Origin of the sequence: Pedobacter nutrimenti (assembly GCF_032678445.1) — a bacterium.
Lineage (GTDB): Bacteria > Bacteroidota > Bacteroidia > Sphingobacteriales > Sphingobacteriaceae > Pedobacter > Pedobacter nutrimenti_A.
Genome location: NZ_JAVTSQ010000005.1, coordinates 389,746 through 413,706, shown reverse-complemented (window position 1 = coordinate 413,706; position 23,961 = coordinate 389,746). Strand labels below are relative to the sequence as shown.

14 protein-coding genes are annotated in these 23,961 nt (G+C 39.7%); 13 read left to right on the top strand and 1 reads right to left on the bottom strand.

Annotated elements, in window-relative coordinates:
- Positions 1–38 precede the first annotated feature (38 nt).
- From R2S08_RS11270 to R2S08_RS11225, 10 genes are all read left to right on the top strand, one after another.
- Positions 39–1,211, top strand: a complete 1,173-nt coding sequence (locus R2S08_RS11270) for a FecR family protein (protein ID WP_316835274.1) — start codon at positions 39–41, stop codon at positions 1,209–1,211.
- A 281-nt stretch (positions 1,212–1,492) separates the two neighbouring features.
- Positions 1,493–4,795 (top strand): SusC/RagA family TonB-linked outer membrane protein, encoded by a 3,303-nt coding sequence (locus R2S08_RS11265; RefSeq protein WP_208300871.1) that lies wholly within the window; start codon positions 1,493–1,495, stop codon positions 4,793–4,795.
- Positions 4,796–4,815: 20 nt separating this feature from the next.
- On the top strand, positions 4,816–6,381 hold the full coding sequence (locus tag R2S08_RS11260; protein WP_316835273.1) for a SusD/RagB family nutrient-binding outer membrane lipoprotein: 1,566 nt from the start codon (positions 4,816–4,818) through the stop codon (positions 6,379–6,381).
- Between the two features lie 60 nt (positions 6,382–6,441).
- Positions 6,442–8,853 (top strand): phosphocholine-specific phospholipase C, encoded by a 2,412-nt coding sequence (locus R2S08_RS11255; RefSeq protein ID WP_316835272.1) that lies wholly within the window; start codon positions 6,442–6,444, stop codon positions 8,851–8,853.
- A gap of 119 nt (positions 8,854–8,972) precedes the next feature.
- Entirely contained in the window at positions 8,973–9,539 is a 567-nt protein-coding gene (locus R2S08_RS11250) for an RNA polymerase sigma-70 factor (protein ID WP_316835271.1), read from the top strand.
- A gap of 113 nt (positions 9,540–9,652) precedes the next feature.
- Positions 9,653–10,813, top strand: a complete 1,161-nt coding sequence (locus R2S08_RS11245) for a FecR family protein (RefSeq protein ID WP_316835270.1) — start codon at positions 9,653–9,655, stop codon at positions 10,811–10,813.
- Positions 10,814–11,223: 410 nt separating this feature from the next.
- A complete protein-coding gene (locus tag R2S08_RS11240) occupies positions 11,224–14,583 on the top strand; it encodes a TonB-dependent receptor (protein WP_316835269.1) in 3,360 nt (1,119 codons plus the stop codon).
- Positions 14,584–14,602: 19 nt separating this feature from the next.
- Positions 14,603–16,258 (top strand): RagB/SusD family nutrient uptake outer membrane protein, encoded by a 1,656-nt coding sequence (locus R2S08_RS11235; RefSeq protein WP_316835268.1) that lies wholly within the window; start codon positions 14,603–14,605, stop codon positions 16,256–16,258.
- A 161-nt stretch (positions 16,259–16,419) separates the two neighbouring features.
- On the top strand, positions 16,420–18,048 hold the full coding sequence (locus R2S08_RS11230) for a beta-N-acetylhexosaminidase (protein WP_316835267.1): 1,629 nt from the start codon (positions 16,420–16,422) through the stop codon (positions 18,046–18,048).
- A gap of 1 nt (position 18,049) precedes the next feature.
- Entirely contained in the window at positions 18,050–19,978 is a 1,929-nt protein-coding gene (locus R2S08_RS11225; protein ID WP_316835266.1) for a heparinase II/III family protein, read from the top strand.
- Positions 19,979–19,989: 11 nt separating this feature from the next.
- Here R2S08_RS11225 and R2S08_RS11220 read toward each other — a convergent pair whose 3' ends face one another.
- A complete protein-coding gene (locus R2S08_RS11220) occupies positions 19,990–20,454 on the bottom strand; it encodes an Lrp/AsnC family transcriptional regulator (RefSeq protein WP_133780714.1) in 465 nt (154 codons plus the stop codon).
- Between the two features lie 192 nt (positions 20,455–20,646).
- On the opposite strand from R2S08_RS11220, the gene R2S08_RS11215 reads away from it, so the two are divergent.
- The 3 genes from R2S08_RS11215 to R2S08_RS11205 are packed head-to-tail and all read left to right on the top strand — an operon-like array spanning position 20,647 to position 23,902.
- On the top strand, positions 20,647–21,699 hold the full coding sequence (locus R2S08_RS11215) for a PLP-dependent cysteine synthase family protein (protein ID WP_316835265.1): 1,053 nt from the start codon (positions 20,647–20,649) through the stop codon (positions 21,697–21,699).
- A gap of 45 nt (positions 21,700–21,744) precedes the next feature.
- A complete protein-coding gene (locus R2S08_RS11210; RefSeq protein ID WP_316835264.1) occupies positions 21,745–22,191 on the top strand; it encodes a protein-disulfide reductase DsbD domain-containing protein in 447 nt (148 codons plus the stop codon).
- Positions 22,192–22,198: 7 nt separating this feature from the next.
- Positions 22,199–23,902, top strand: a complete 1,704-nt coding sequence (locus tag R2S08_RS11205; RefSeq protein WP_410479524.1) for a protein-disulfide reductase DsbD family protein — start codon at positions 22,199–22,201, stop codon at positions 23,900–23,902.
- Positions 23,903–23,961: the final 59 nt, after the last annotated feature.

Below are 23,961 nucleotides of genomic sequence, written 5' to 3'. Positions count from 1 at the left end.
GGTTTCTGATGCTGGCCATATGAAAAGAAGGTGGTATAATGGAGCATAAAAGAGCCGATAAATTATTAAACAAATACCTGAAAGGAGAGGCTTCTGCACAGGAAAAAGCGCTCGTGGAAACCTGGTTTTTGGAAGAGACTCAGGAAAAGGAAAGAGCGTTTGCTGAGCCTGATTATGACAGGGTGAAGGGTAAATTGTGGAAAAATATCCAGCAAAAAAATGATCGGCCAAAACCAGTTAAACCCCTATGGCCACGAATTGCGGCTGTTGCCGTCATATTATTGGTTATGGGAATTGGAGTCTATATCATCAGCAATAGATCTTCCCGCAAAGCACCATCCTCCACTTTTTATGCTAAAAACGATGTTTCTCCTGGATCTAATAAGGCCATTTTAACTTTGAGCGATGGCTCGAAGATTTCGCTTACGGATGCGGGAAATGGAAAAGTAGCTGATCAGGCAGGAATTTCAATTACAAAAATAGATGGCAGATTGGTTTATGAATTGAAAGATGCTGCTATGAAATCAGTTTCAGGACATACTAAAATCTTAAATAGCATTTCAACGCCTAAGGGTGGACAGTATCAGATCAATTTGCCGGATGGCACTAAAGTATGGTTAAATTCTGCATCATCTCTAAAATTTCCTGCAAGTTTTAAAGGACTTCGGGAGCGTAAAGTAGAGTTAGAAGGAGAAGCCTATTTTGAGGTTTTTAAAGATAAAAGAAGTCCATTTAAAGTACTCAGCAAACACCAGGTTGTGGAGGTATTCGGAACGCATTTCAATATCAATTCTTATACGGATGAACAAAGTACCAAAACAACTCTTCTGGAGGGTTCTGTACGTGTATCCTCTGTGATGATGACGAATGAGAAGAAGGAAAAGCCGTCAGGGCACTTTCTTAAGCCTGGTCAGCAATCTACATTAAGTAATACTTCACCGGAAAAAATAAATATAGAGGCCGCCCGTCTGGATCAGGTGATGGCCTGGAAAAATGGGTATTTCCATTTTGATAATGATAATTTGTACACTGTAATGCGCCAGTTATCAAGATGGTATGATGTTGAGGTTATTTACCAGATCAAAAGTTCAGATGATGAGTTTATAGGAGATATTCCACGATCGGTGAATTTATCTGAAGTATTGAAGATCCTGGAATATAGTGGTGCTCATTTTAGAATTGAAGGAAAGAAAATAATTGTAACCAAATAGAATAGCTAAATAACAGAGTTTTAATTTAAACCATTTGTGTATGAACAAATAACTATCTAACCAAATCCTATTCGGTAAAGAATAACCGGACCCTGGTTGCAACAGGATCCGGTAGGATTCCATCCGGATAAATCAGAATGGAAAAAAGTCCAGGAAGATCTCAAAAAATACCTTGTTAAATAATTTATGAATTAACCCAAACATTCAAAAGTATGAATTTAAATTTATGCAGGAAAGCCTCTTTTAAGAGGAGGCTCTTCTCATCTAAGATTTTATTGGCAATGAAACTTACAATTGTCCTGTTAATTATCGGATGTCTCCAGGTTTCGGCTGAAGGATATGCACAGAAAATCACGATTTCAAAAAAGAACAGCACATTTAGCAGTCTTTTTGAGACGATCAAAAAGCAGAGTGGCTACAGTTTCTTTTATAATAATAAATCTGTAAAAGAGGCAGGGAAGGTTAGTGTGAACCTTAAAGATGCCAGCATGGAAGAAGCGTTAACCGCCATTCTTAAGGGGCAGCCATTCACGTATGTGATCATGGATAAGATGGTGGTGATTAAAAAGGAAATTCCGGTAGTCAGCAGACCTATGGAATTTTTTATCAATCTAATCAATGTACACGGTATGATAACTGACACTGAAGGTATCCCTTTGCCGGGGGCTTCCATTCAGGTCAAAGAGACGAAAGAAGGAACAACTTCCAGTTCAACAGGCCAGTTTTCAATAAATGCCAGGGCAGGGGATGTATTGGTCATAAAGTATATTGGCTATGTAACAAAAGAAATCACAGTAACCAATTCTGGTGCTGCAATGACCATTGTACTGGAAGCAATTAAACAGAATCTGGATGAGGTAGTGGTTACCGCTCTGGGAGTTAAACGGGCAGAAAAATCTTTAGGATATGCTGTGCAACGGGTTTCTGGAAGTGCGGTTCAGACAGTCAAGGGCGTTGATCTGGGCACTTCACTAACAGGAAGAGTAGCAGGATTGGTGGTCAAGAATTCTACGGAATTTAATGCAAAACCAACCTTAGAACTTCGTGGTGAAACAGCAATACTGGTTGTGGATGGTGTGGATTACGATAATTTAAGCCTTAGAGACATTCCAACAGATGATATTGAAAGTATAGATGTTTTAAAAGGCCCAACGGCTTCCGCTTTATACGGCGCAAGAGCCAAGGGTGGGGTATATTTAATCACGACTAAGAAAGGCGCTGCTGGTAAAGGATTCTCTGTTGATGTAAATAGCAATACGATGTTGCAATTGGGCTATCTGGCACAGCCAAAGGTTCAAAGTTCTTATGGACGGGGGCAAAATGGTAAAATTGATAATGATTATGTTTGGGGCCCCCGGCTAAATGCTGGAAATACCGCAAGAGACTGGAATCCGGTAACCAAGCAGTTTGAAGACAACAGGCCACTGTTATCTGTGGGCAAAGACAACCTTAAAAATTTTATGAGTACCGGCATTGTGGCAAACAATAATGTTACTATAGCGCAAACGGGCGAAAATGGAAGTTTTAAAATTGGTTTGAACCATATTTACAACAAGGGACAGTTTCCTAATCAGCAATTGAATATGATGAACGTAACTACTGGTGGGGAGATTCGGATCAACGATAAATTTAAAATCGAAAGCCATATGGGAATCAGCCGCCGTTCTGCGCCACAAATATGGGGTAGCGGATATGGGAATCAAGGGTACTTATACCAGTTGGTGATGTGGACTGGACCTGAATATGATATCAGAGACTACAAAGATTACTGGGTGGTTCCAAATAAAACACAAAACTGGATGTACACCAACTGGTATGATAATCCTTATCTGATTGCGAATGAGAAATTGAATGGAATACAGGAAAATACAATGAATGCCAGTGTTATCGCTAATTATGCCTTTACACCGGACCTGAACTTGATGCTCCGAATTGGCTATGATAACTATAATAACAAAAACACCATGCGGAATCCGACTTCTAATATATTTTCTACACGTGGCGGGTGGAATGCAAAGGGAATGTATAGTATTACCGATTCGAAGGGGTACAGTACAAGTAACGATTTGATTTTAACTTATAAAAAGAAAATTGATAAGTTCTCCTTTGAAGGATTAGCGGGTGGTAACTTCTTTCATAAAGAAGACGAAACCTTTAGCGGAACGACAAAAAACGGGTTGATTTCTCCTACTTTCTTTTCTCTTTTGGGGTCGGTAGAGCCTGTTACAGTAGGACAGAGTTTTACGCCTAAGGAAACAAGTAGTTTATACGGAAGGGCATCTCTGGGATGGAACGATGCAGTATTTTTAGATTTTACGGGTAGAAATGACTGGCTGTCTACTCAACCAAAATCAACGAGGTCCTATTTTTATCCTTCTCTGGGCTCAAGCGTGGTCATTTCTGAATTGGTTAAATTGCCTGAAGTTATCGATCTTTTTAAGGTTCGGGGATCTTTTGCTGTATTTAAAACTCCTGCGGGCATTTTTGCAACCAACCGTGCATACAGCACAACTACTGCAGCTTGGAATGGATTAAATTCTGCAAGTTATCCTTCGTCTTTACTTGGAAATGGAGATATTTTGCCGAGCTCTCAACGCACCTGGGAAATTGGAACAGCAGGTTATTTGTTTAAAAAACGACTTCATTTTGACGTCGCTTACTTTAATAAATACTACTATAATCAGCAAACTCAGGCTACTATTCCTTCTTCCTCTGGATTTTCAAGTACATTGGTCAATACTGCCGAAACCTACACCAGAAGAGGTTTGGAGATTTCTATAGATGGAACTATTCTGAAAAGCAAAGATTTTGAATGGAATTCAATGATTAACTGGTCGAATCAGCATAGATATTACGATAATCTGGATCCTGTTTATTCTGCAGATAACCCATGGGTTAAGAAAGGGCAACGTCTGGATACTTATACGGCTTCTTACTGGTTAAGGGATCCGGAAGGAAATGTGATCCATTCCAGCGGTTATCCTGTGGAAAGTGATTATGTAAAAAAATATGGTTATGGAGAACCGGATTTTAGCTTTGGATTTATCAATAACTTCAATTATAAGAACTGGACCCTTGGTGTCAACATTGACGGCCGTATAGGAGGTTTAATGTACAATTATCTGTATGATAAAATGTGGGACAGCGGTACCAATCCTGAATCTGATAATCAATACCGCTATGATCAGGTGGTGAATGGTTTAAATAATTATGTAGGTAAAGGTGTCAAAGTGGTTTCCGGAAGTGTTAGTTATGATAAATATGGCAATATAACCAGCGACACCAGGAAATATGCAGCCAATGATGTACAGGTGGGTTATCAGGACTATGCTCAGAGTTTTAGAGGTGGTGATATGGGAATTCAGAAGGAAACTTTTATTAAACTGCGCGAAGTATCGCTCGGGTACAATTTTCCTTCAAGATTTGTGAATAAGCTTGGCTTAAAAAGAGCTTCATTTTCTATTACAGGGCAAAATCTATACCTCTGGACCAAATTTAAGTTTTCTGACCCTGATGTAGATACAGAAAACCTGAACTCACCTTCGCAACGTATGCTTGGCTTTAACATCAGAGTAGGACTTTAATCGTGATTAATATAAACTTTATGAAGACTAGATTTTTAAAATATACACTGTTATTGTTTGCATTAGCAATTGCAGCAAATGGTTGTAAGAAATACGATGACATCAATACCAATCCAAATACAACCACACAGGTGAATTCTGCCATGCTCGCTACCACGATGATATTGAACATTACGCGGAGTGACATCAGTACCCAGAAATCTTTTATGCAACCCTTTTTATTAGGTAAGTACCTTACCTGGGGTGAAGGACAGGAAGGTTTTCAATACAATAAATTAGGAAGAACTGATTTTAGCCGGATTACATTGCTCCGGAATATACCTCCGATGATCAACTATGCAACAAGTGATGGATTGAAAAAGTCGTATCAGGCCTTGGGGCACTTTATCAGGGCATGGCAGTTTTTTATGACCACAATGCAGGTAGGAGATATTCCTTATACAGATGCGGTGAAAGGGGAGACTGATAACATTCTGCAACCAAAATATGATGCGCAAAAGACGGTTTTTCTGGGAATATTAAATGAGTTGGATCAGGCTAACCAGTTATTTGCTCAGGGAAGCAATTTTGAAGGAGACCCAATATATGCGGGTAAAGTTGATAACTGGAGAAGATTAACGAATAGCTTTGAGTTACATGTACTGATCAATTTATATAAGAAAACCGGAGATGCTGATCTGAAAGTTATTGAACGCTTTAAGGATATTGTTAGTAACCGGCCACTAATGCGGGATTACAAAGATAATTTTGCTTTAGCTTATAATGCTACCGCTGGTCAAAACTATCCCTGGTCAGATGTTCCTGCTGGATCTGGGAATTCTTTTGTTAAATCTAATTATACAATGTTATCTAATGTATTGCTGGGTCCACTGAAACTGTTAAAGGATAAAAGGTTGTTTTACTATGCTAAGCCATCGCCTGTTAAGATTGCATCCGGACTAACAGAATCTGACTATGACGCTTACCCAGGTGTTGAACCTTCAGATGCATTTTCGAGCCTGCAGACCAGAAGGGTGAATAAAGACTATGCAGATTTGAACAACCGTTACGTTCAGCTGGTCAATGCAGAGCCTGTAGCTGTATTTAGTTATTGGGACCTTCAATTTATTCTTGCTGAAGCAACGGTTAGGGGCTGGATCAATGGGGTTGCTGCTCAAAGTTATTATGCCGCTGGTATTACAAATTCCATGAATTTTATCGCGACCAACACACCTGACCTTACAGATTACAATCACAGCATGAAAATGGACGCAGCTTATATTAATGCTTATCCATTGTTACCAGCAGTAGTGCTTTCTGGAACAAGTGAACAGCAAATTGCCCAGATCATCACTCAAAAATATCTGGCCAATTTTCTTCAAGGAGGCAAATATTCTGCCTGGTTTGAAAATAGAAGAACGGGTTATCCTGTTTTTACCTTAAATCCGGTAACAAATTTAAATACACCAGCTTCAAATCTTCCTTTAAGGTGGCTATATCCTTCTAATGAACTGGACTACAATTCTGTAAATTTATCTGCTGCCGTTCAAAGCCAATATGCTGGAAGTGACGACACGAACCAGACGATGTGGATTCTAAAAAATTAAGTATTTTGCCAGCCTGCCGGAACCCTTCCAGGTACCGGCAGGCATTTATTGCATAAAATTATGGACAACAGAAGAGATTTTATAAAGAAAGCATCGCTGTTAACAGGAGCATTAGGTCTTTCGAGTATTTTGCCGCCATCTATTCAAAGAGCGTTGGCCATAGATCCTGAAGTGGGAACAAGTTATCTGGATGCAGAACATGTGGTTTTTCTGATGCAGGAAAACCGCTCCTTTGACCATGTATTTGGTGCGTTGAAGGGCGTTCGTGGTTTTAACGATCCACGAGCAATCCGGCTTGCGAATAATTATCCGGTTTGGTTGCAAAGCAATAAAAAGGGTGAAACCTATGCGCCTTTTAGATTAGACATTAAAGATACCAAGGCTACCTGGATGAGTTCGCTTCCGCATTCCTGGGACAACCAGGTGGATGCCAGGAATAAAGGCTGGCATGATGGCTGGCTAGATGCAAAACGTTCAGGAAATAAAGAATATGCGGATATGCCTTTAACCATGGGCTATTACAATAGACTGGATGTGCCTTTCTATTATGCACTGGCTGATGCTTTTACGGTTTGTGACCATAATTTTTGTTCTTCTTTAACAGGGACGAGTCCAAATCGTTGCTTCTTCTGGACGGCGAAAATCAGAGAACAACAACGCGCGGATTCGAAACCGCATTTGTCAAATGACAATATTGATGGGTCTGAAAGGATTTCCTGGAATACATTTCCAGAACGATTGAGTAGCCATGGCGTAGACTGGAAGATTTATCAAAACGAGCTGAGTGTTGGTGTAGGTTTTGAAGGAGAAGAAGATGACTGGTTAGGGAACTTTACAGATAATCCACTGGAATTTTTTAAACAGTATCATGTAAAGAGACATCCTGAACACATTGCTTATTTAAAAACAAGCAAGAAGGAGCTGGAACAAAAACTTCAGGAAAAACCAGATCCTAAGCTTCAGAAGAAATTGGACTGGGTAAAAAAGGAACTGGATTTTCTGGAGCAGAATCCATTGGATAAATTGAGCCCCGAAGAACAGGATATTCATCGCAGAGCTTTTGTAACGAATCGAAAAGACCCGGATTTCCATAGTCTGGAGAAGATCACCTATGATGACCATGGTACCCAACGGACGGCTAACGTTCCGAAAGGGGATGTTCTCCATCAGTTCAGAACAGATGTGGACGGCGGTAAGTTACCAACGGTATCCTGGCTGGTCGCTCCATCTAATTTTTCTGACCACCCAAGTGCACCATGGTATGGGGCATGGTACCTTTCTGAAGCGATAGATATTTTGACTAAAAACCCAGAGGTCTGGAAGAAGACTATATTTATCTTAACCTATGATGAAAATGATGGGTATTTTGACCACATGCCACCTTTTGTAGCGCCAAATCCAACAGATCCGACCACGGGTCTGGTCTCTAAATCTTTGGATGTTAGTGCAGAATATGTGTCTGGTGAAAAAGAAAGTCCGATTGGTTTGGGTTACAGAGTGCCGATGCTTGTCGTTTCTCCCTGGACTCGCGGAGGGTATGTGAATTCACAGGTCTTCGACCATACCTCTTCGATTCAATTTTTGGAACATTTTTTAACACATAAAACGGGTAAGAAGATCCATGAGGACAATATTACGTCCTGGAGAAGAAGTTTGTGCGGTGATTTAAGTTCTGTGTTCAGACCGTATCATGGTGAAAAGATAGCTTTTCCGGAGCCCATAAAAAGAGCGCCTTTTATTGAAGGTATCCACAAGGCAAAATTTGCTAAACTACCAGATAATTATAAAAAACTGACGGCCCAGGAGATAACCGGAATTATGAAGTCGCCAAAAGGTAATACGCTTCTTCCTCAACAAGAAAAAGGGATTAAGCCAGCGAATGTTATACCTTATGAAATCTACGCACATGGAAGTCTGGACCATGCTAAGGGACAGTTTGAAATTGCATTTACTGCGGGTAACACATTTTTTGGAAAAGCCTCCAGTGGAGTTGGGTTTAATGTGTATGGTGGTGGGCGTTATTGGGCCTTTACGGCTGATGCGGGAGATACTCTACATTACCAATGGCCGTTGGAGATGTTTAAAAACCAACAGTATGATTTGAAGATACACAGTACAAATGGCTTTTACAGGAGGTACACGGGGGATGTAAATGATCCCGAATTATCTGTGGCTGTGTTGTATGATCCGCAAAGGAAAAATTTGCTGTTGAAAATGACCAGAAAGACTAAAAAACAGGAATTGAAATTTACTTTGGAAGACCTGTCCTATGGACAGCATAAGCGCGAGATTGTATTTCCAGCGAACCAAAGTGAAATGGTGGAAACTATTGTTCTTGGCAATAACCACAATTGGTATGATCTTATTTTACGAATACATCAGTATCCTGCTTTCAGTCAGCAGTTTGCTGGGCATCTTGAGCATTTAAAAGAGAGTTTTACAGATCCACTTTTGGGAGATGCTGTTTCTTGAAAACGCTTCATAGGTTAATATCAAACGTTTGCGCAGCTTTATAAGCGGTTAAAAGATTTGGTTTGAATAATTTACCCATTATTTGAACCAAATCTTTGAGTTATAAACCGAAATAGTCCTTGAAAGTTTACGCTGAATTTCCGGATAGTCAATTGATCAAACGTTTGAAAGAAGGTGATAATGCAGCCTTTACAGAAATTTATGAACGTTATTGGGAATTTCTTTACCAGGCTAGTTACAAGATTTTAAAGGATTCAAATGTTTGCGATGATCTGGTACAGGAGGTTTTTGTATGGTTGTGGCTTAACAGGAAAAAACATCTGACTGATGCTTTAAAACCTTATCTGTATGCTGCAGTGAAATATAAAGTACTTAACGTCATCCGGCATGGAAAAGTGAAGGAGGCTTTCTTTGCGAGAACGGTAGAAAATTATGTGGAGGTTGCTGCAGATGAAAATACGTTAGAGGTGAGAGAGCTCAAAGAGATTATTGCGAAGTTCACACAGTCATTACCGGAGCGTGCCGGACAAATTTTTCACTTAAGCAGAAACGAATTTCTAACCAATAAGGAAATAGCCGAGAAGTTAGGGATATCCGAAAAGACGGTAGAGAACCAAATGAATATTAATCTTAAAAAATTAAAAGTCTCCCTGGGCAGGATGTCTTTCTGGTGTACCTTTTTGTAACGCACACGGCGTATTATTAAGAAAAAAATATTTTTTTTCGTTTGGCTTGGGTGCTGGGTGTGTCTGAAGTGCTGTGTTATTAGAAGCGACAGAAAAAGCCCGCTTTTAACCAAATGAATAAAGAGGAGTTTCTTCAGTTAGTCTCAAAAGTAAGTAAGGGAACAGCAACAGATGCAGAGATTGCTCGTTGTGAAGCCTGGTTCAACTCTATTGACGGAGAAGCGGGCTGGAATACGGATGAATTGGGGGAATCTGATTTGAAGAAAAAATATTTGTTAGATCAGATCCAATCTCAGATCCATCAACGTGAAAATGGCCGGACGAGATCCCTTTTCTTTAAACTGGCTGCTGCCGCGGTTCTTATACTGCTGGGCACAGGTTTGTTTTTTTATAAAGCGGCTGTTCTTTCTAATACAGCCAAGCAAATTACTGTATATAAAAATGATGTGAAACCCGGTTCCAATAAAGCTTATCTAACCTTGGCCAGTGGAGAAAGGATTAGCTTAACTGATGCATCTCATGGTGATATTGCAGATCAATCAGGTGTTAAGGTTACGAAATCTGCCACTGGAGAATTAATATATACCATCGCAAAAACAAATAGCCTCTCTAAAAATATAACAGGATCCAATACCATTGAAACTCCTAAAGGAGGACAGTACCAGATCAGTTTACCAGATGGTACTAAAGTTTGGCTTAATGCTGCCTCACGGTTAACCTATCCTGTTTGTTTTGCAGCCCATGGCGAACGACGTGTTGAATTAAAAGGAGAGGCCTATTTCGAAGTCTTTAAAGATAAATCACATCCGTTTAAGGTCAAAAGTTCCGGACAGGAAGTTGAAGTACTTGGAACCCATTTTAACATCAATTGTTATTCAGATGAAAACGTTGTCAAAACAACTTTACTTGAAGGGAGTGTGCAAATACGAAATTCTTTTAAAGGAGAGAATGATGCAAGAACAGCATTGAAGCCTGGGCAACAATCTATCCTTAAAGATCTGCAAGTGAAGGTTAAAGAGGTAGATCCGGAAGAGGCTATTGACTGGAAGAACGGAGAGTTTGTGTTTACCAACGAATCTTTGTCCAGTATTTTAAGAAAAGTGGCAAGATGGTATGATGTAGAAATCGTTTACATGGGTACATCTGAAAATCCTCCAACATTTACTGGCTCGGTTTCTAAATTTGATCAGGTTTCCAGCTTGTTGCATATGCTGGAAAAAGCAAGTAAAGTGAGATTTACCATTGAAGGCAGGATTATAAGAGTAAAACAATAGCAAGTAATGGGACTAACCAGCCATTAAATAAACAGAACAATCAAATTAAATCTAAACAGTATGAAAAAAATCTACCACAACACCGGTTAATGTAAATGGGAAGCGGAAAAAACCATGAAAGTGTTGCAAGCACTTCCATGGGTAGTATCTGAGCTAACCCCAAAACAAATTAGAGATCAGTTTATCGTATTAACCCAAACAATTCAAAAATAGCAAACCATCGGGATATTGCTGCATAAATAGCAATCAAATCTGATGAGTGTCTGGCTATGGATGAAACAACAAACAAAGCAATGAAAACAAATGCTTTTAACACAGGTGAGGTATGTCCAAGCCTGTCGGCCAAATTTCTACAAATTATGAATTCGGTATTCCGAAGAATGATCGGGACCGATAAAAATAACATACTCATGAGAGTTAACTTAATCATAATTATCATGACCACTTGCTTACTGCAGGTGAGTGCATCTGGTTTTGCACAAAGGATTACGTATTCTCAACGTAATGCTACGCTTGATCTAATTTTCAGGCAAATCAAAAAGCAAACTGGCTATAAGATTTTGTATTCCGATCAGAATGTAAACGGGAATTTTAAGATCAATGTGAATTTTCAAAATGTCCCGTTAACAGAGGTCTTAGAGACTTGTTTAAAGAATAGTGGACTAACTTATGAAATAGACCAGAAGAATATTGTGATTAAACAATCGGAAATTACCTTCCTGGATAAATTAAGAAACCTGTTGAGTAATATTGACGTAAAAGGAAAAGTCTTTGATGAATCAGGTAAGCCTTTACCGGGAGCGGTTATTAAAGTAAAAGGGAAGGGGCAGGCTGCAAGTACAGACGCCGCAGGGAATTTTCATTTAAGTAATGTAGAAGAGAATGCAGTCCTTACGATTTCTTTTATTGGCTATATTACCAAAGAGGTTACCGCGACAAAGGATCTTGGAACGATTGCCCTGGAACTGGACAACGCAAAATTGGAAGAAGTGGTGGTGGTTGGTTACGGAACACAAAAGAAAACGAGTTTGACAGGTGCAGTAGCCACAATTACAGCCAGTCAAATTAACGACAGGCCGGTAACATCTATGCAGAATGCGTTGCAGGGAGTATCTCCGGGATTAACCGTAATCCAGCGGCCGGGGGATGTCAGTTCAGTAGGAACGATTACATTGAGAGGCCGTAGCAATCTCGGTTCATCTGCCCCAATGTACATTATCGACGGAGTACCTGCAACAAGTACACAGTTTGCATCGCTCAATCCAAATGATGTAGAATCCATATCGGTATTAAAAGATGCGGCCTCTGCATCAATTTATGGATCAAGGGCCGCTAATGGTGTACTTGTGGTTACAACGAAACGTGGTCAGGGGGGAGATGGAGCGCCATCTATAGAATTGAATACCAATTATGGCATTCAATCTCCAACCAGATTACCAAAATACACAAACGCGACGGATTATGCTACCCTCTATAATGAGGCTTTAACTAACGCCGGTAAAGCACCGCTTTATTCTGCTGCACAGATACAAAAATTTGCGGATGGCAGCGATCCGGATAATTATGCAAATACAGATTGGTATAAACTTGCTTTGAAAAAAAATCCTAAACAAAGCAATTCCACCATCAGTATCAGCAGTGCAGGAAAAGCAACGAATTATTACTTCAGTGCTTCTTATTTAAACCAGGAATCTCTGGTGCCCAATAAAGATCAGAACAGGTATACTGTAAATTTGAATGCGGATACAAGAATAAACTCTGTGCTTAAAATTGGAACCATTATCTCTTACTATCGTCAGAACTTTGATACCAGAGGGGGAGAGTTAAACTGGACTTCTTTAAACCGTTTAACACCCGTATTGGCCGCCCGTCAATCTGATGGGTCCTGGGGTACAATAGCAGGCGGGGCGCTTTCTTCTACCCTTGCAGCTGATAATGTATTGAGAAAAATGGCGGAGGCTGGTAAAAGTTACAACCGGAATAATTATCTTCAAACTGCTGCTACAGCGGTGTTAACTCCGGTAAAAGGTTTATCTGTTAATGGACTTGTTTCTTTAAAAACAACGAACACCAACTCATGGGCATTTACCAATACCATGGATCCCCTTATCAATTTTATCACCAAAGCGCCTTTAACATCTAGTGCAGTTACGATAAATGAATTGAAAGAGAAATGGGGTAAGGTTCAAAATTTCCTGGTGCAAGGCTATGCTGATTACCAGTATACTCTGGAAGATCATTTTGCAAAGATCATGGTTGGGGCATCGCAGGAAAGTAATATCACAAGGTATGCCTATTTGGGAAGGAAGAATTTTCCGAATAATGATATGACGACGATTGTCTCGGGATCTTCTGCTGCAGAAGATGTAAGTGTGTTGAAAGACGATGACAATAATGATATTTTGGGAAATAGTACTTCAGATCTGGAATGGGCTATGCGTTCTTTCTTTGGTCGTTTCAACTATAGTTTCAAAAACAGATATTTGTTGGAAGCGAATCTTAGGATGGACTATTCTTCACGTTTTGACCCGGCTTATCGCAAAGCTGTCTTTCCTTCCTTCTCGGCTGGTTGGAGAATCTCTCAGGAGGGGTTTATGAAAAATATTTCCTGGATCAATGACCTGAAAATAAGGGGTTCATGGGGAAGTCTTGGCAACCAGGATGCTGTTCCTTTGGGTAATTATTTCTCGCTGCTTAACCTGGGTTATAGCTATAGTTTCGACGGCGTTCCTTACGATGGCGTTTCCCAGAGCTTTGGGGTGAATCAGTTGGCAACATGGGAAAAGGTATATATGACGAACATTGGTCTGGACTTTTCTACACTTAAAGGGAAGCTTAATGTGACGGCTGATTATTATATCAAGAATTCTAAAGATATTTTAATTAAACCTACAGGAAGGTCAACCTATGCACTTACACCGCCTTTTGAAAATTTAGGTTCTGTAAGAAATAAGGGATTGGAATTGAACCTGAACTACAACGATGTGATTGGCAGTGATTTCAAATATACCATTGGCGTTAATTTGTCTAAAATCAGCAATAAAATTACCGGCCTTGGTGGAGATAATTCCCGTACACACGATACCTATTATATTGATCAGTTGGGTGCATCAGTAGGCTCTTTTTATGGCTACCAAGCGGAAGGCCTGTTTAAAGATGCAGCAGATGTTTCCGGTCACGCTTTTCAAAGCGCAGCCACTGGCCCGGGCGATATCAAATATAAAGACCTGAATGGAGATGGTAAGATAAATGCTGCTGATCGTACTGTAATCGGCAATGATGTGCCCTTTCTAAATTATGGAGTCTCTTTAAGTGCGTCTTATAAAGGCTTTAGTTTTGAGCTTTTAACCTATGGAGTGGCAAATGTTAAAACTTACTTCGATAGTGAGGCCGGCTCTCCGTTTTTTAACAGTGCTGGGATAAAGGAACCGTTTAAGAACAGATGGACCAAAGATAATCCAGATCCAAATGCAGAATTCCCACGTTTGTTGCGCAGTCAGGATGGACCGCAGAATTCAGAGGTTTCTTCTTTTTGGCTGTTTAGCGGATCCTATTTCAGAGTTAGAGGATTAACATTGGGTTATACTTTGCCAACACTGCTTACGCACAACTTAAAAGCACAATCGATTCGCTTTTTTATTACAGCGAATAATCCGTTCACTTATATGGCAGATAAAAGACTTGCCGATTACGATCCTGAAAGCGGCTCTGGCCGTGGTGGATATCCAGGGGTAAAAACATGGTCTTTAGGAGCTAGTATTAAATTTTAAGCCATTTAAAAACAGAAAGATGAAAACGAATATCAATATAAAATGGATGGGTGCTTTTATGATGCTGCTCACTATAGTATCTTGTAAGAAAGACTTCTTAAACAGGCCTCCTCAGGACCAGTTATCTGATGCCACATTCTGGAAAACAGAAAATGATGTGTTTGGAGCTCTTAATACCATTTATAGTAATACTCTTGGCGGAGAAGGTGCTACGATTTATGATGATGCCAAAACTGATAATGCCTATGGACAATACCCATGGGAAAGTACAGCAACGGTAATTTCTTCGGGAGATATTAATTCTTCGAGCGACGCAGGATGGGACTTTACAGCGATAAGGAGTGCTAATCTGCTATTAGAAAATGCGGATAAAGCAACAATGGATGCTACCAGAAAGGAAAGATATAAAGCGGAGGCCAGATTTTTAAGGGCCTATTCTTATCTTGATTTAATGAATAAATTTGGTGATGTGCCCATCATTACCAAAACACTTACGATAGCTGAATCGGATGTGAAAAGAGATCCTAAAGCCCAGGTATATAAATTTATCACAGACGAATTGGATGCTGTGTCTAAGATTTTACCGGTAAGCTATACCGGAGGAAAATATAATGATAAAGGCCGGGTAACCAAAGGTGCTGCATTGGCGCTTAAGGCAAGGGCACACCTGTATAATGGAGACTGGCAGCAGGCATCAGATGCGGCACAGCAAGTTATGGGCTTAGGCTATGGATTGTTTAAAGTGACTACTGAAACAGGCGATGATCTGGCAGATGATTATAGCAAATGGGCTACTTTTAGTGATGCTGCAGAGGAGAAGAAATTCCGGCTTGGAATCAGGAGCTATGAAGAAATTTTCTGGGCCAAAAATAAACAAAATAGTGAAGTAATATTGGATAGGCAATATATTGCTCAAAAGGATGTTAATTACCTGAATACCTATTTGCTCTCCAGTGCATTGGGAGGATGGTCATCCGTTACACCAACACAGGAATTGGTGGATGCTTATCCAAACTATAAAACAGGGGAACCAGTCGCTGCGACAGACCCGGCTGTTAGAGCAAGTTTATTTAAAGCCAATGATCCGGCTTTCTATAATGAATATAAAAATCGGGATCCAAGGTTTTATGCCAGTATTTTATTTGTTGGCAGTCCGTGGAATACTATAGAATCTGATTATACATTCTCCTGGAATGGTGGAGGAAATAACAATTCTTCAACAGGTTATAACTTTAGGAAGTTAACCGATCCCGAAATTTACAAAGCTCAACTGGATAATTACTCCAACATTATCCTGATTCGTTATGCCGAGGTCTTGTTAACCTATGCAGAAGCGCAGAATGAACTGTCAGGGCCAAATCCAGCGGTATATAAAGCAATTGATGATTTAAGGGACAGAGCTGGGATGCCACATGTAGACCAGGTGAAATATGCAGCTAAAGATACCATGCGAGAGTTGATCCGCAGGGAGCGCAGGATAGAGCTGGCCCTGGAAGGTCAGCGCTATATGGACATCAGAAGATGGAAGATTGCGCCCCAGGTGATGAAAAATACAAATGACATTAAGAATAATCTGGCCCAAAAAAGGGTATGGACAGATAAATTGTATTTAATGCCTATTCCTCAAAAGCAGATGGATATCTCGAAAAATTTAACACAGAATACTGGGTATTAGCAGTGCTTTGACCACCAGAGGGATGAGTAACAAATACCTCATGCAATAGTAACAAAAAGGGGAGTCGTGAAGGCTCCCCTTTCCTTTTAATCTAAAACGTTTGCGGTAATAATTCAGGGTAACTTTCTTTATTTGTAGCAGATGTTGTATAAATTGGAATCATGTTAAGAGTCTCCTTCTTTTGTCTTTTTCTGCTTTATGCGACCTGCCTTCAGGCACAAAACTATGCTAAAGATTCAACTGTCCCTGGTTTGATCCCAATGCCTGATCAATTTCAACCTGGGAGAGGTGTATTTCGTTTCAGTAATGAAACGCCGGTTATCCTGAACAATGCAAGTGCTGATAAAATAGCCTGGTACCTCAAGACTGAAGTCCTGAAAACTACTGGAATAGCACTTCGTAATGGAGAAAAAACAATGGGACCAGGTATTTTTTTAAACTTAAAATATAAAAAATCTGATCTGGAAGAATCTTATCATCTTATTATTGAAACCAATCAGATTGTTATACAGGCCAGCAGTGAAAAAGGTCTGTTTTATGGGGTGGTCTCCTTTCTGCAAATTTTGAGGACAGCAAAAATAAAACATGGAATTGCTGAGATTTCAGGCTGCAAAATAGCGGATGCACCTGCTTATGCCTGGAGGGGTCTTATGCTGGATGAGTCACGTCATTTTTTCGGGAAAGAAAAGGTTAAGGAAATTCTGGATTGGATGGCTTTTTATAAATTGAATCGGCTACACTGGCATTTAACAGATGAACCGGCCTGGCGCTTGGAAATAAAGAAATACCCCAATCTGTCACTTATAGGAGGAATCGGTAATTACCTTAACGAAAATGCTCCTGCCAAATATTATTCACAGGAAGACATCAAAGAAATCATCGCTTATGCCGCAGAAAGGTTTATTGAAATTATTCCCGAAATTGATATGCCAGGACATGCAACTGCTGCAAATAGGGCATATCCTGAATACAGCGGTGGTGGTACACCAGAACACCCCGAGTTCACTTTTAATCCAGGCTTAGAAAAAACATATGGCTACCTGACTGATATTTTAAAAGAAACCAGTGTTTTATTTCCTTCGAAAATGATTCATCTAGGCGGCGATGAGGTTAGTTTTGGCAATGAGAAATGGAAAAGTAATACCGATATTATAAGCTTAATGAGAGCTAAAAATCTTAAAGATGTAAAAGAAGTAGAGGATTACTTTATGAAACGGATGGCCGATTCTGTTTTTCATCTCAACTCAAAGCTTCTGGTCTGGGATGAGATGGCAAATGCAGGTTTGCCGACAGAGAAAACGATTATGTTTTGGTGGCGGCATGACCAGCCCAGGCAGTTGAGGACATTAATGGAAAAAGGGTATAAAACTGTTTTATGCCCGCGTTTGCCACTGTATTTTGATTTTGTTCAGGACAGTACACACAGATATGGACGGAAGTGGAATAAATTATATAGTCCAATGGAGGATGTCTACAATTTCAATGCAGCGGGATTTGTAGGAAAAGCACAGGAATTAAATCTTATAGAAGGTATTCAGGGAAATCTCTGGACGGAAACTGTACCTGATCAGATGCGCCTGGATTTCCTATTGTTTCCACGCCTTGCTGCACTCGCAGAGTCGGCATGGACAAAACAGAAGAATAAAAATCTAGAGGCTTTTAAATCCAGGTTGAAAAGCCATATTAATTTATACAACCAGGCGGGATTATATTACTACGATCCGTTTCAACCAGGTCAGCATCCTGAAACACCAGTAAAGAGGAAGAAGCCTTTGAACTATAAAGATTGATATGAAAAGAATAATTGTTACTATCCTCATAATATCCTATACCTTGACAGGTAAGGCCCAACTGCCTGCAAAGAACTGGCTAAGTACAGAATACAATATGAATGGTCAAGGCGTTTTTAAAAACCTCGGCCTGTGGCAGAACCAACAGCGGAAGCAAGCTTTGTCTAAAATTGGGGAGCTGGCAGATAGTATTAAAGCAAAAATTCTTAAACAGGCAGAAATTGCAAACCAATATACCTGGCCATCTTTACCTGCAAGTTTATATCTTGATTATAAGTTTACAGGAACCCGGATAAACTATGAGAATTTACAGTCCGAAAGGCGTAAAATTTTGTCCAACCTGGTTTTGGGTGAGCTGGTTAAAAACCAAGGTCGTTTCATACCGCAGATTGTAAATGGTTTATGGCTCATCCTGGAAGAAAGTACCTGGGTAGCACCAGCACATATTGTGGTGCAGAAAGAAGGTGCAGACTTACCCAATATCCAAAATCCATACATTGATCTGAATGCCTCCAGAACAGCAGCAACAGTTGCGGTTATTTATAACTTGCTTAGTCCGCAAATGGGTAAATATTCAAAAGTGATCAACAGTAGAATTGAATATGAGCTTAACCGGAGGATTTTTCAACCCTATCTTAAATATGATACTTTCTGGTGGATGGGATTAAAAGGAAATACAGTAAATAACTGGAATACTTTTAACAATACAAATTGTATGCAGGCGGCTTTATTGATGCTTAAACCTGGTGACTCCCTGGAACAATTCAGCAAAAAACTGTTGTTAAGTACAGACCAGTTTATCAATCATTATCCTGAGGACGGCGGCTGCGATGAGGGGCCATCTTACTGGGATATGGCTGGAGGTAAACTTATACGGCTGCTTAGCCTGATGAACAGTGCCTCCGAAGGTAAACTGAATTGGTCAGACAAAGAACTTCTGCACAAAATGGGAACTTATACTTACAAGATGCAGATTGCAAACAACAATATGGTCAATTTCGCAGATGCTTTTTCTAAATATCTGCAAAACCCAGAAAGTGTTTATCGTTACGGAAAGCTATTTCATGATGAAACTTTAAAAGCATATGCATCCTTTATATTGAATTACAAAAAGGCGGAAATTCCGCTTGATGATGTGAACGAATTTGTACAGATCTTACAGGTGTACGATGAGATAAAACAAATTAGCCCGAAAGCACCCTATCCGCTGGAAGAAGTGCTGCCAGATCTGCAAGTTTTTACTGCACGCAGTAAAAAAGGAAGTACTGATGGATTGTTCCTTGCCGCAAAAGGCGGTAACAATGCAGAGAGTCACAATCATAACGATATTGGTAATTTTATTGTATATGCGGATGGAAAACCATTGTTGATTGACGCGGGCGTGGGTACCTATACAGCAAAAACTTTTAGCAGCAAGCGTTATGAACTTTGGAACGTGCAATCCCAATGGCACAACTGCCCGGGCATTAATGGCATAGATCAAATGGATGGTAAAAAGTTCGCTGCAACAGATTTTAAGGTTGATCATCCAGCTTCTGAAGAAACAGTTTTTTCTGTAAACATTGCCGGTGCCTACCCGGAAACTGCTCAGGTTAAGTCCTGGATCAGAAGCTTACAATTTAACCGTTCAGATAATGAGATTATTCTTAGCGAGGATTTTGAACTTAAAAGATTGGTAAAAGAAAATATTTTAAATTTTATCAGTCCGCTTAAAATGAAGTTGGAAAGAGAGCGGATTCTATTTCCTGAATTTCCTGGTTATAGTATCATTTATAACCCAGAGCAGTTCAGCGTACAAATTGAGACCAAGCTGATGGATGATGACCGTTTCAAGAAGGCCTGGGGCAATGAGATTTACAGGCTACGTTTTATATCTAAAGGAAAGGGATTAAAGGGTAAATATATTTTGAAAATTAGAAAAGATAGATAATATCTTGGCCTTTACAAAGGATAGGCAGTTTCACTTTTTGGTTCAGACAAAACAAAGAAGCTTTGTACCGTACTGATATTTGGCAGTGTAGCCAGTTTATTTCGTAGAAACATATGATAGGCATCCATGTCGCTTGTAGAAATGCGCAAAATAAAATCGAAAGCACCTGTCATTTGAAAACATTCCATAACCTCTCCGAATTTGGAGACTTCGTGTTCAAATTCATATAGGGTGTCTGCTGTATGGTCTTTCAAAAACACATGTGAAAATGCAAGTAAGCTTTTGTTTATTTTCTTACGGTCGAGGATGGCAACCACTCTTTGTATATAGCCTTGTTCTTTAAGTTTCCGGATTCTTTCATGGACAGTTGCAATGGATTTTTTGATCTTAAAAGCGACCTCTTTATTCGTTAGCGTGGCATCTTTCTGTAAAATCCTTAGAATTTCAAGGTCCGTGGCATCAAGTTCAGTCTGCATTTTGTTTGTTTATGAAATGTAAAAATGAAAAAAAATAACTTAAAGATATAAATGTGATATGTAAAATGGAAATAATGAAAGTTTAAAAGCTTTTTTCCATAAAATTTCCGGATATAAAGCTAAGTATTGTTAATATAATTTGCAATACGGAGTTTTACTGAATTATCAGACAAAAGGATAAGCGCAGTAATTATGTCATTGGATACAAAAGAAGCAGCTTGCTTAACAGAAGATTTAGAAAAGAAATTTGAGCATTTATGGCATTTGGTTGGAAATACCCCTATGCTGGAATTGAATTACAAATATCAGGGAAATACGGGTAAGATCTATGTAAAGTGCGAACACTATAACCTTACAGGAAGTATAAAAGACCGGATTGCACTGTTCACTTTATATAATGCTTATAAAGAATGTAAAATTAAACCTGGAGATGTTATCATAGAGGCAACCAGTGGTAATACCGGAATCGCATTTGCTGCGATTGGAAAGGCGATGGGACATCCTGTTAAGATCATTATGCCAAATTGGTTAAGCAAAGAGCGGATTGATATTATCAAAAGTCTTGGTGCGGAAGTGATTTTAATCAGTAAAGAAGAGGGTGGCTTTTTAGGAAGTATCAGGTTAGCGGAGTCTATGGCTCTGGAAAACAACCATACTTTTTTGCCTCGTCAGTTTGAAAATACAGACAATCCGCAAGCTCATGAGCAAACAACCGGCGTGGAAATATGGGAACAACTTAAGATGAATGATCTGGTGCCTGACGCCTTTGTAGCAGGAGTGGGGACAGGCGGAACGATTATGGGTGTAGGAAGGCATTTGAAAAAGCAAAATCCGTCCATCAAAATTCATCCGCTGGAACCGGCAGAATCGCCGACTTTGACTACAGGATATAAAGTAGGAAGCCATAGGATCCAGGGTATCTCTGATGAATTTATTCCGGAAATTGTAAAACTTGCTGAACTGGATGAAGTGATCCAGGCAAACGACGGAGATTCTATCTTAATGGCTCAGAAACTGGGCCGGGAACTTGGACTGGCCGTGGGAATTTCTTCAGGTGCAAATGTCATTGGGGCAATCAAATTGCAGCAGCAACTAGGTTACGACAGCTGTGTGGTGACGATTTTTTCAGACAGTAATAAAAAATACCTAAGTACTGACCTGATGAGGGAAGAACCTGTTAAAGAAGGATATCTGACACCGGATACAGAATTTATAAACTATAACCCTATATGCCGGTTAAAATAGACCATTGAACCATATATAATCAACTTAAACTTAAACACACAAAATATGAAAAAGCTCATTTTATTTACTGCAGTGATCTTATCAGCATTGGCAGCTCATAGCCAAATTTTAAAACCAGTAACCTGGAGTTACGCTGCAAAAAAAACAAGCGCAACTGAAGCTACAGTTTTCATCAAAGCGACTATTGATGATGGATGGCATTTGTACTCCCAAACGGTAAAAGAAGGTGGTCCGGTTAAAACGACTTTTACATTTCCAGCATCTTCAGCTTATACGCTGGTTGGAAAAACAATTGAACCAAAATCAATCAGCAGATATGAAGAAACGTTTAGCATGAACGTAAATTTCTTTGAAAAAAGTGCTGTTTTTCAGCAGAAAATCAAATTAAAAGGGAAGAACGCAGTGGTTAAAGGAACCGTTGAATTTATGACCTGCGATGATAAACAGTGTCTGCCACCAGAGCAGATCAATTTCAGTGTACCTGTAAAATAGACTGATAATGAATGCGAAAAAAATTAAGGCAAGTATGAAAATGCTTGTCTTTGGTTTCCTGTTGATCGTTTGTTTCCAGCATACTGCATCTGCACAAGCTGCAGATACCACTTCAGCAGATGGAATTGAATTCACAGAAATTAAAGATACACAAACGGATACTCCGGTTAAAGCTGTGGCCGCTACTGTTCAGGCTCCTGTTTCAAAAGATACAGTGGCTGCTGTTAAAACAGAGAAAAAAGCCGCTAAAGGAGAAGAACAACAATCATTATGGGGCATCTTTATTGCAGGGTTTGTTGGTGGACTTGCCGCTTTGCTGATGCCCTGTATTTTTCCAATGCTGCCTTTAACCGTGAGCTTCTTTACTAAAGGTAGTGAGAAAGGGAAAGCCTTTGGACGCGCCGCCTTATATGGTTTTTTTATCATTATCATTTATGTGGTATTAGGGCTGCTTGTTACGGTGATATTTGGTGCCGATGCCTTAAACAGCCTCTCCACAAATGGCATATTTAATTTCTTTTTCTTCCTGTTGCTGGTAGCTTTCGGTGCCTCTTTTCTTGGCGCTTTTGAAATTACACTTCCATCATCATGGGTTAATAAAATGGATGCCAACTCAGATAAAGGTGGTATAGCAGGATTGTTCTTTATGGCAGGTACGCTTGCCCTGGTTTCATTTTCTTGTACAGGACCTATTATTGGTACATTGCTGGTACAGGCTGCAACAAGCGGGGCTCTTTTAGGTCCGGCGATTGGAATGTTTGGATTTTCTTTGGCTTTGGCTATTCCTTTTGCCTTATTTGCCTTGTTTCCATCTGCGCTAAGTGCATTGCCAAAGTCTGGTGGCTGGTTAAACAGTGTAAAAGTTGTCCTGGGTTTTCTGGAACTGGCATTTGCCCTTAAATTCTTAAGTAATGTTGATCTTGCTTATCACTGGGAATGGTTTGACAGGGAGATTTTTCTTGTACTCTGGATTGTGATCTTTGGTATGATGGGATTTTACCTTCTTGGTAAATTGAAATTCTCTCATGATAGCGAGGTTAAGTATATTTCAGTTCCAAGATTAATGATGGCCATTGTGGTATTGGGCTTTACCATTTATATGGTTCCAGGTTTATGGGGAGCACCGCTTAAATCGGTATCGGCTTTTCTGCCTCCTCAACAAACACAGGATTTTGATTTGTATACCCCTACGCTAGTTCCAGGTGGTGGACAAGTAAACCATACATCTGCAACACCATCGTCAGGACCCCATAAATATGCAGATATTTTTCATGCACCTTTAAATCTGGATGCTTTCTTCGATTACAACGAGGGACTGGCTTACGCTAAAAAAGTAAATAAGCCCATACTCATCGATTTTACAGGACACGCTTGCGTTAACTGCAGAAAAATGGAGGCGAATGTATGGCCTAATCCTGAGGTGTATAAGATGATCAGTGAAGAGTATGTACTGATTCAGCTGTATGTGGATGATAAAACTGAAGTAGCTGCTTCAGATGTGGTGACCACACCTCAAGGCAGGGTATTGAATACGATTGGAAAGAAATGGAGCGATTTGCAAACATCCAAATTTCAATCCAATTCACAACCTTATTATGTGCTTCTGGATTCAAAAACAGAAACTCAGCTGGTGAAGCCCCAGGGAGCAGATTATGATGCTGCCAGTTATGCGAAGTTTTTAAAGAGTGGGCTTGATGCCTACCATAAATAAAGAGATTATCTATATGGTGGATGCTAATAGATAAATTTAGGTAAATAATGATTCGGAAA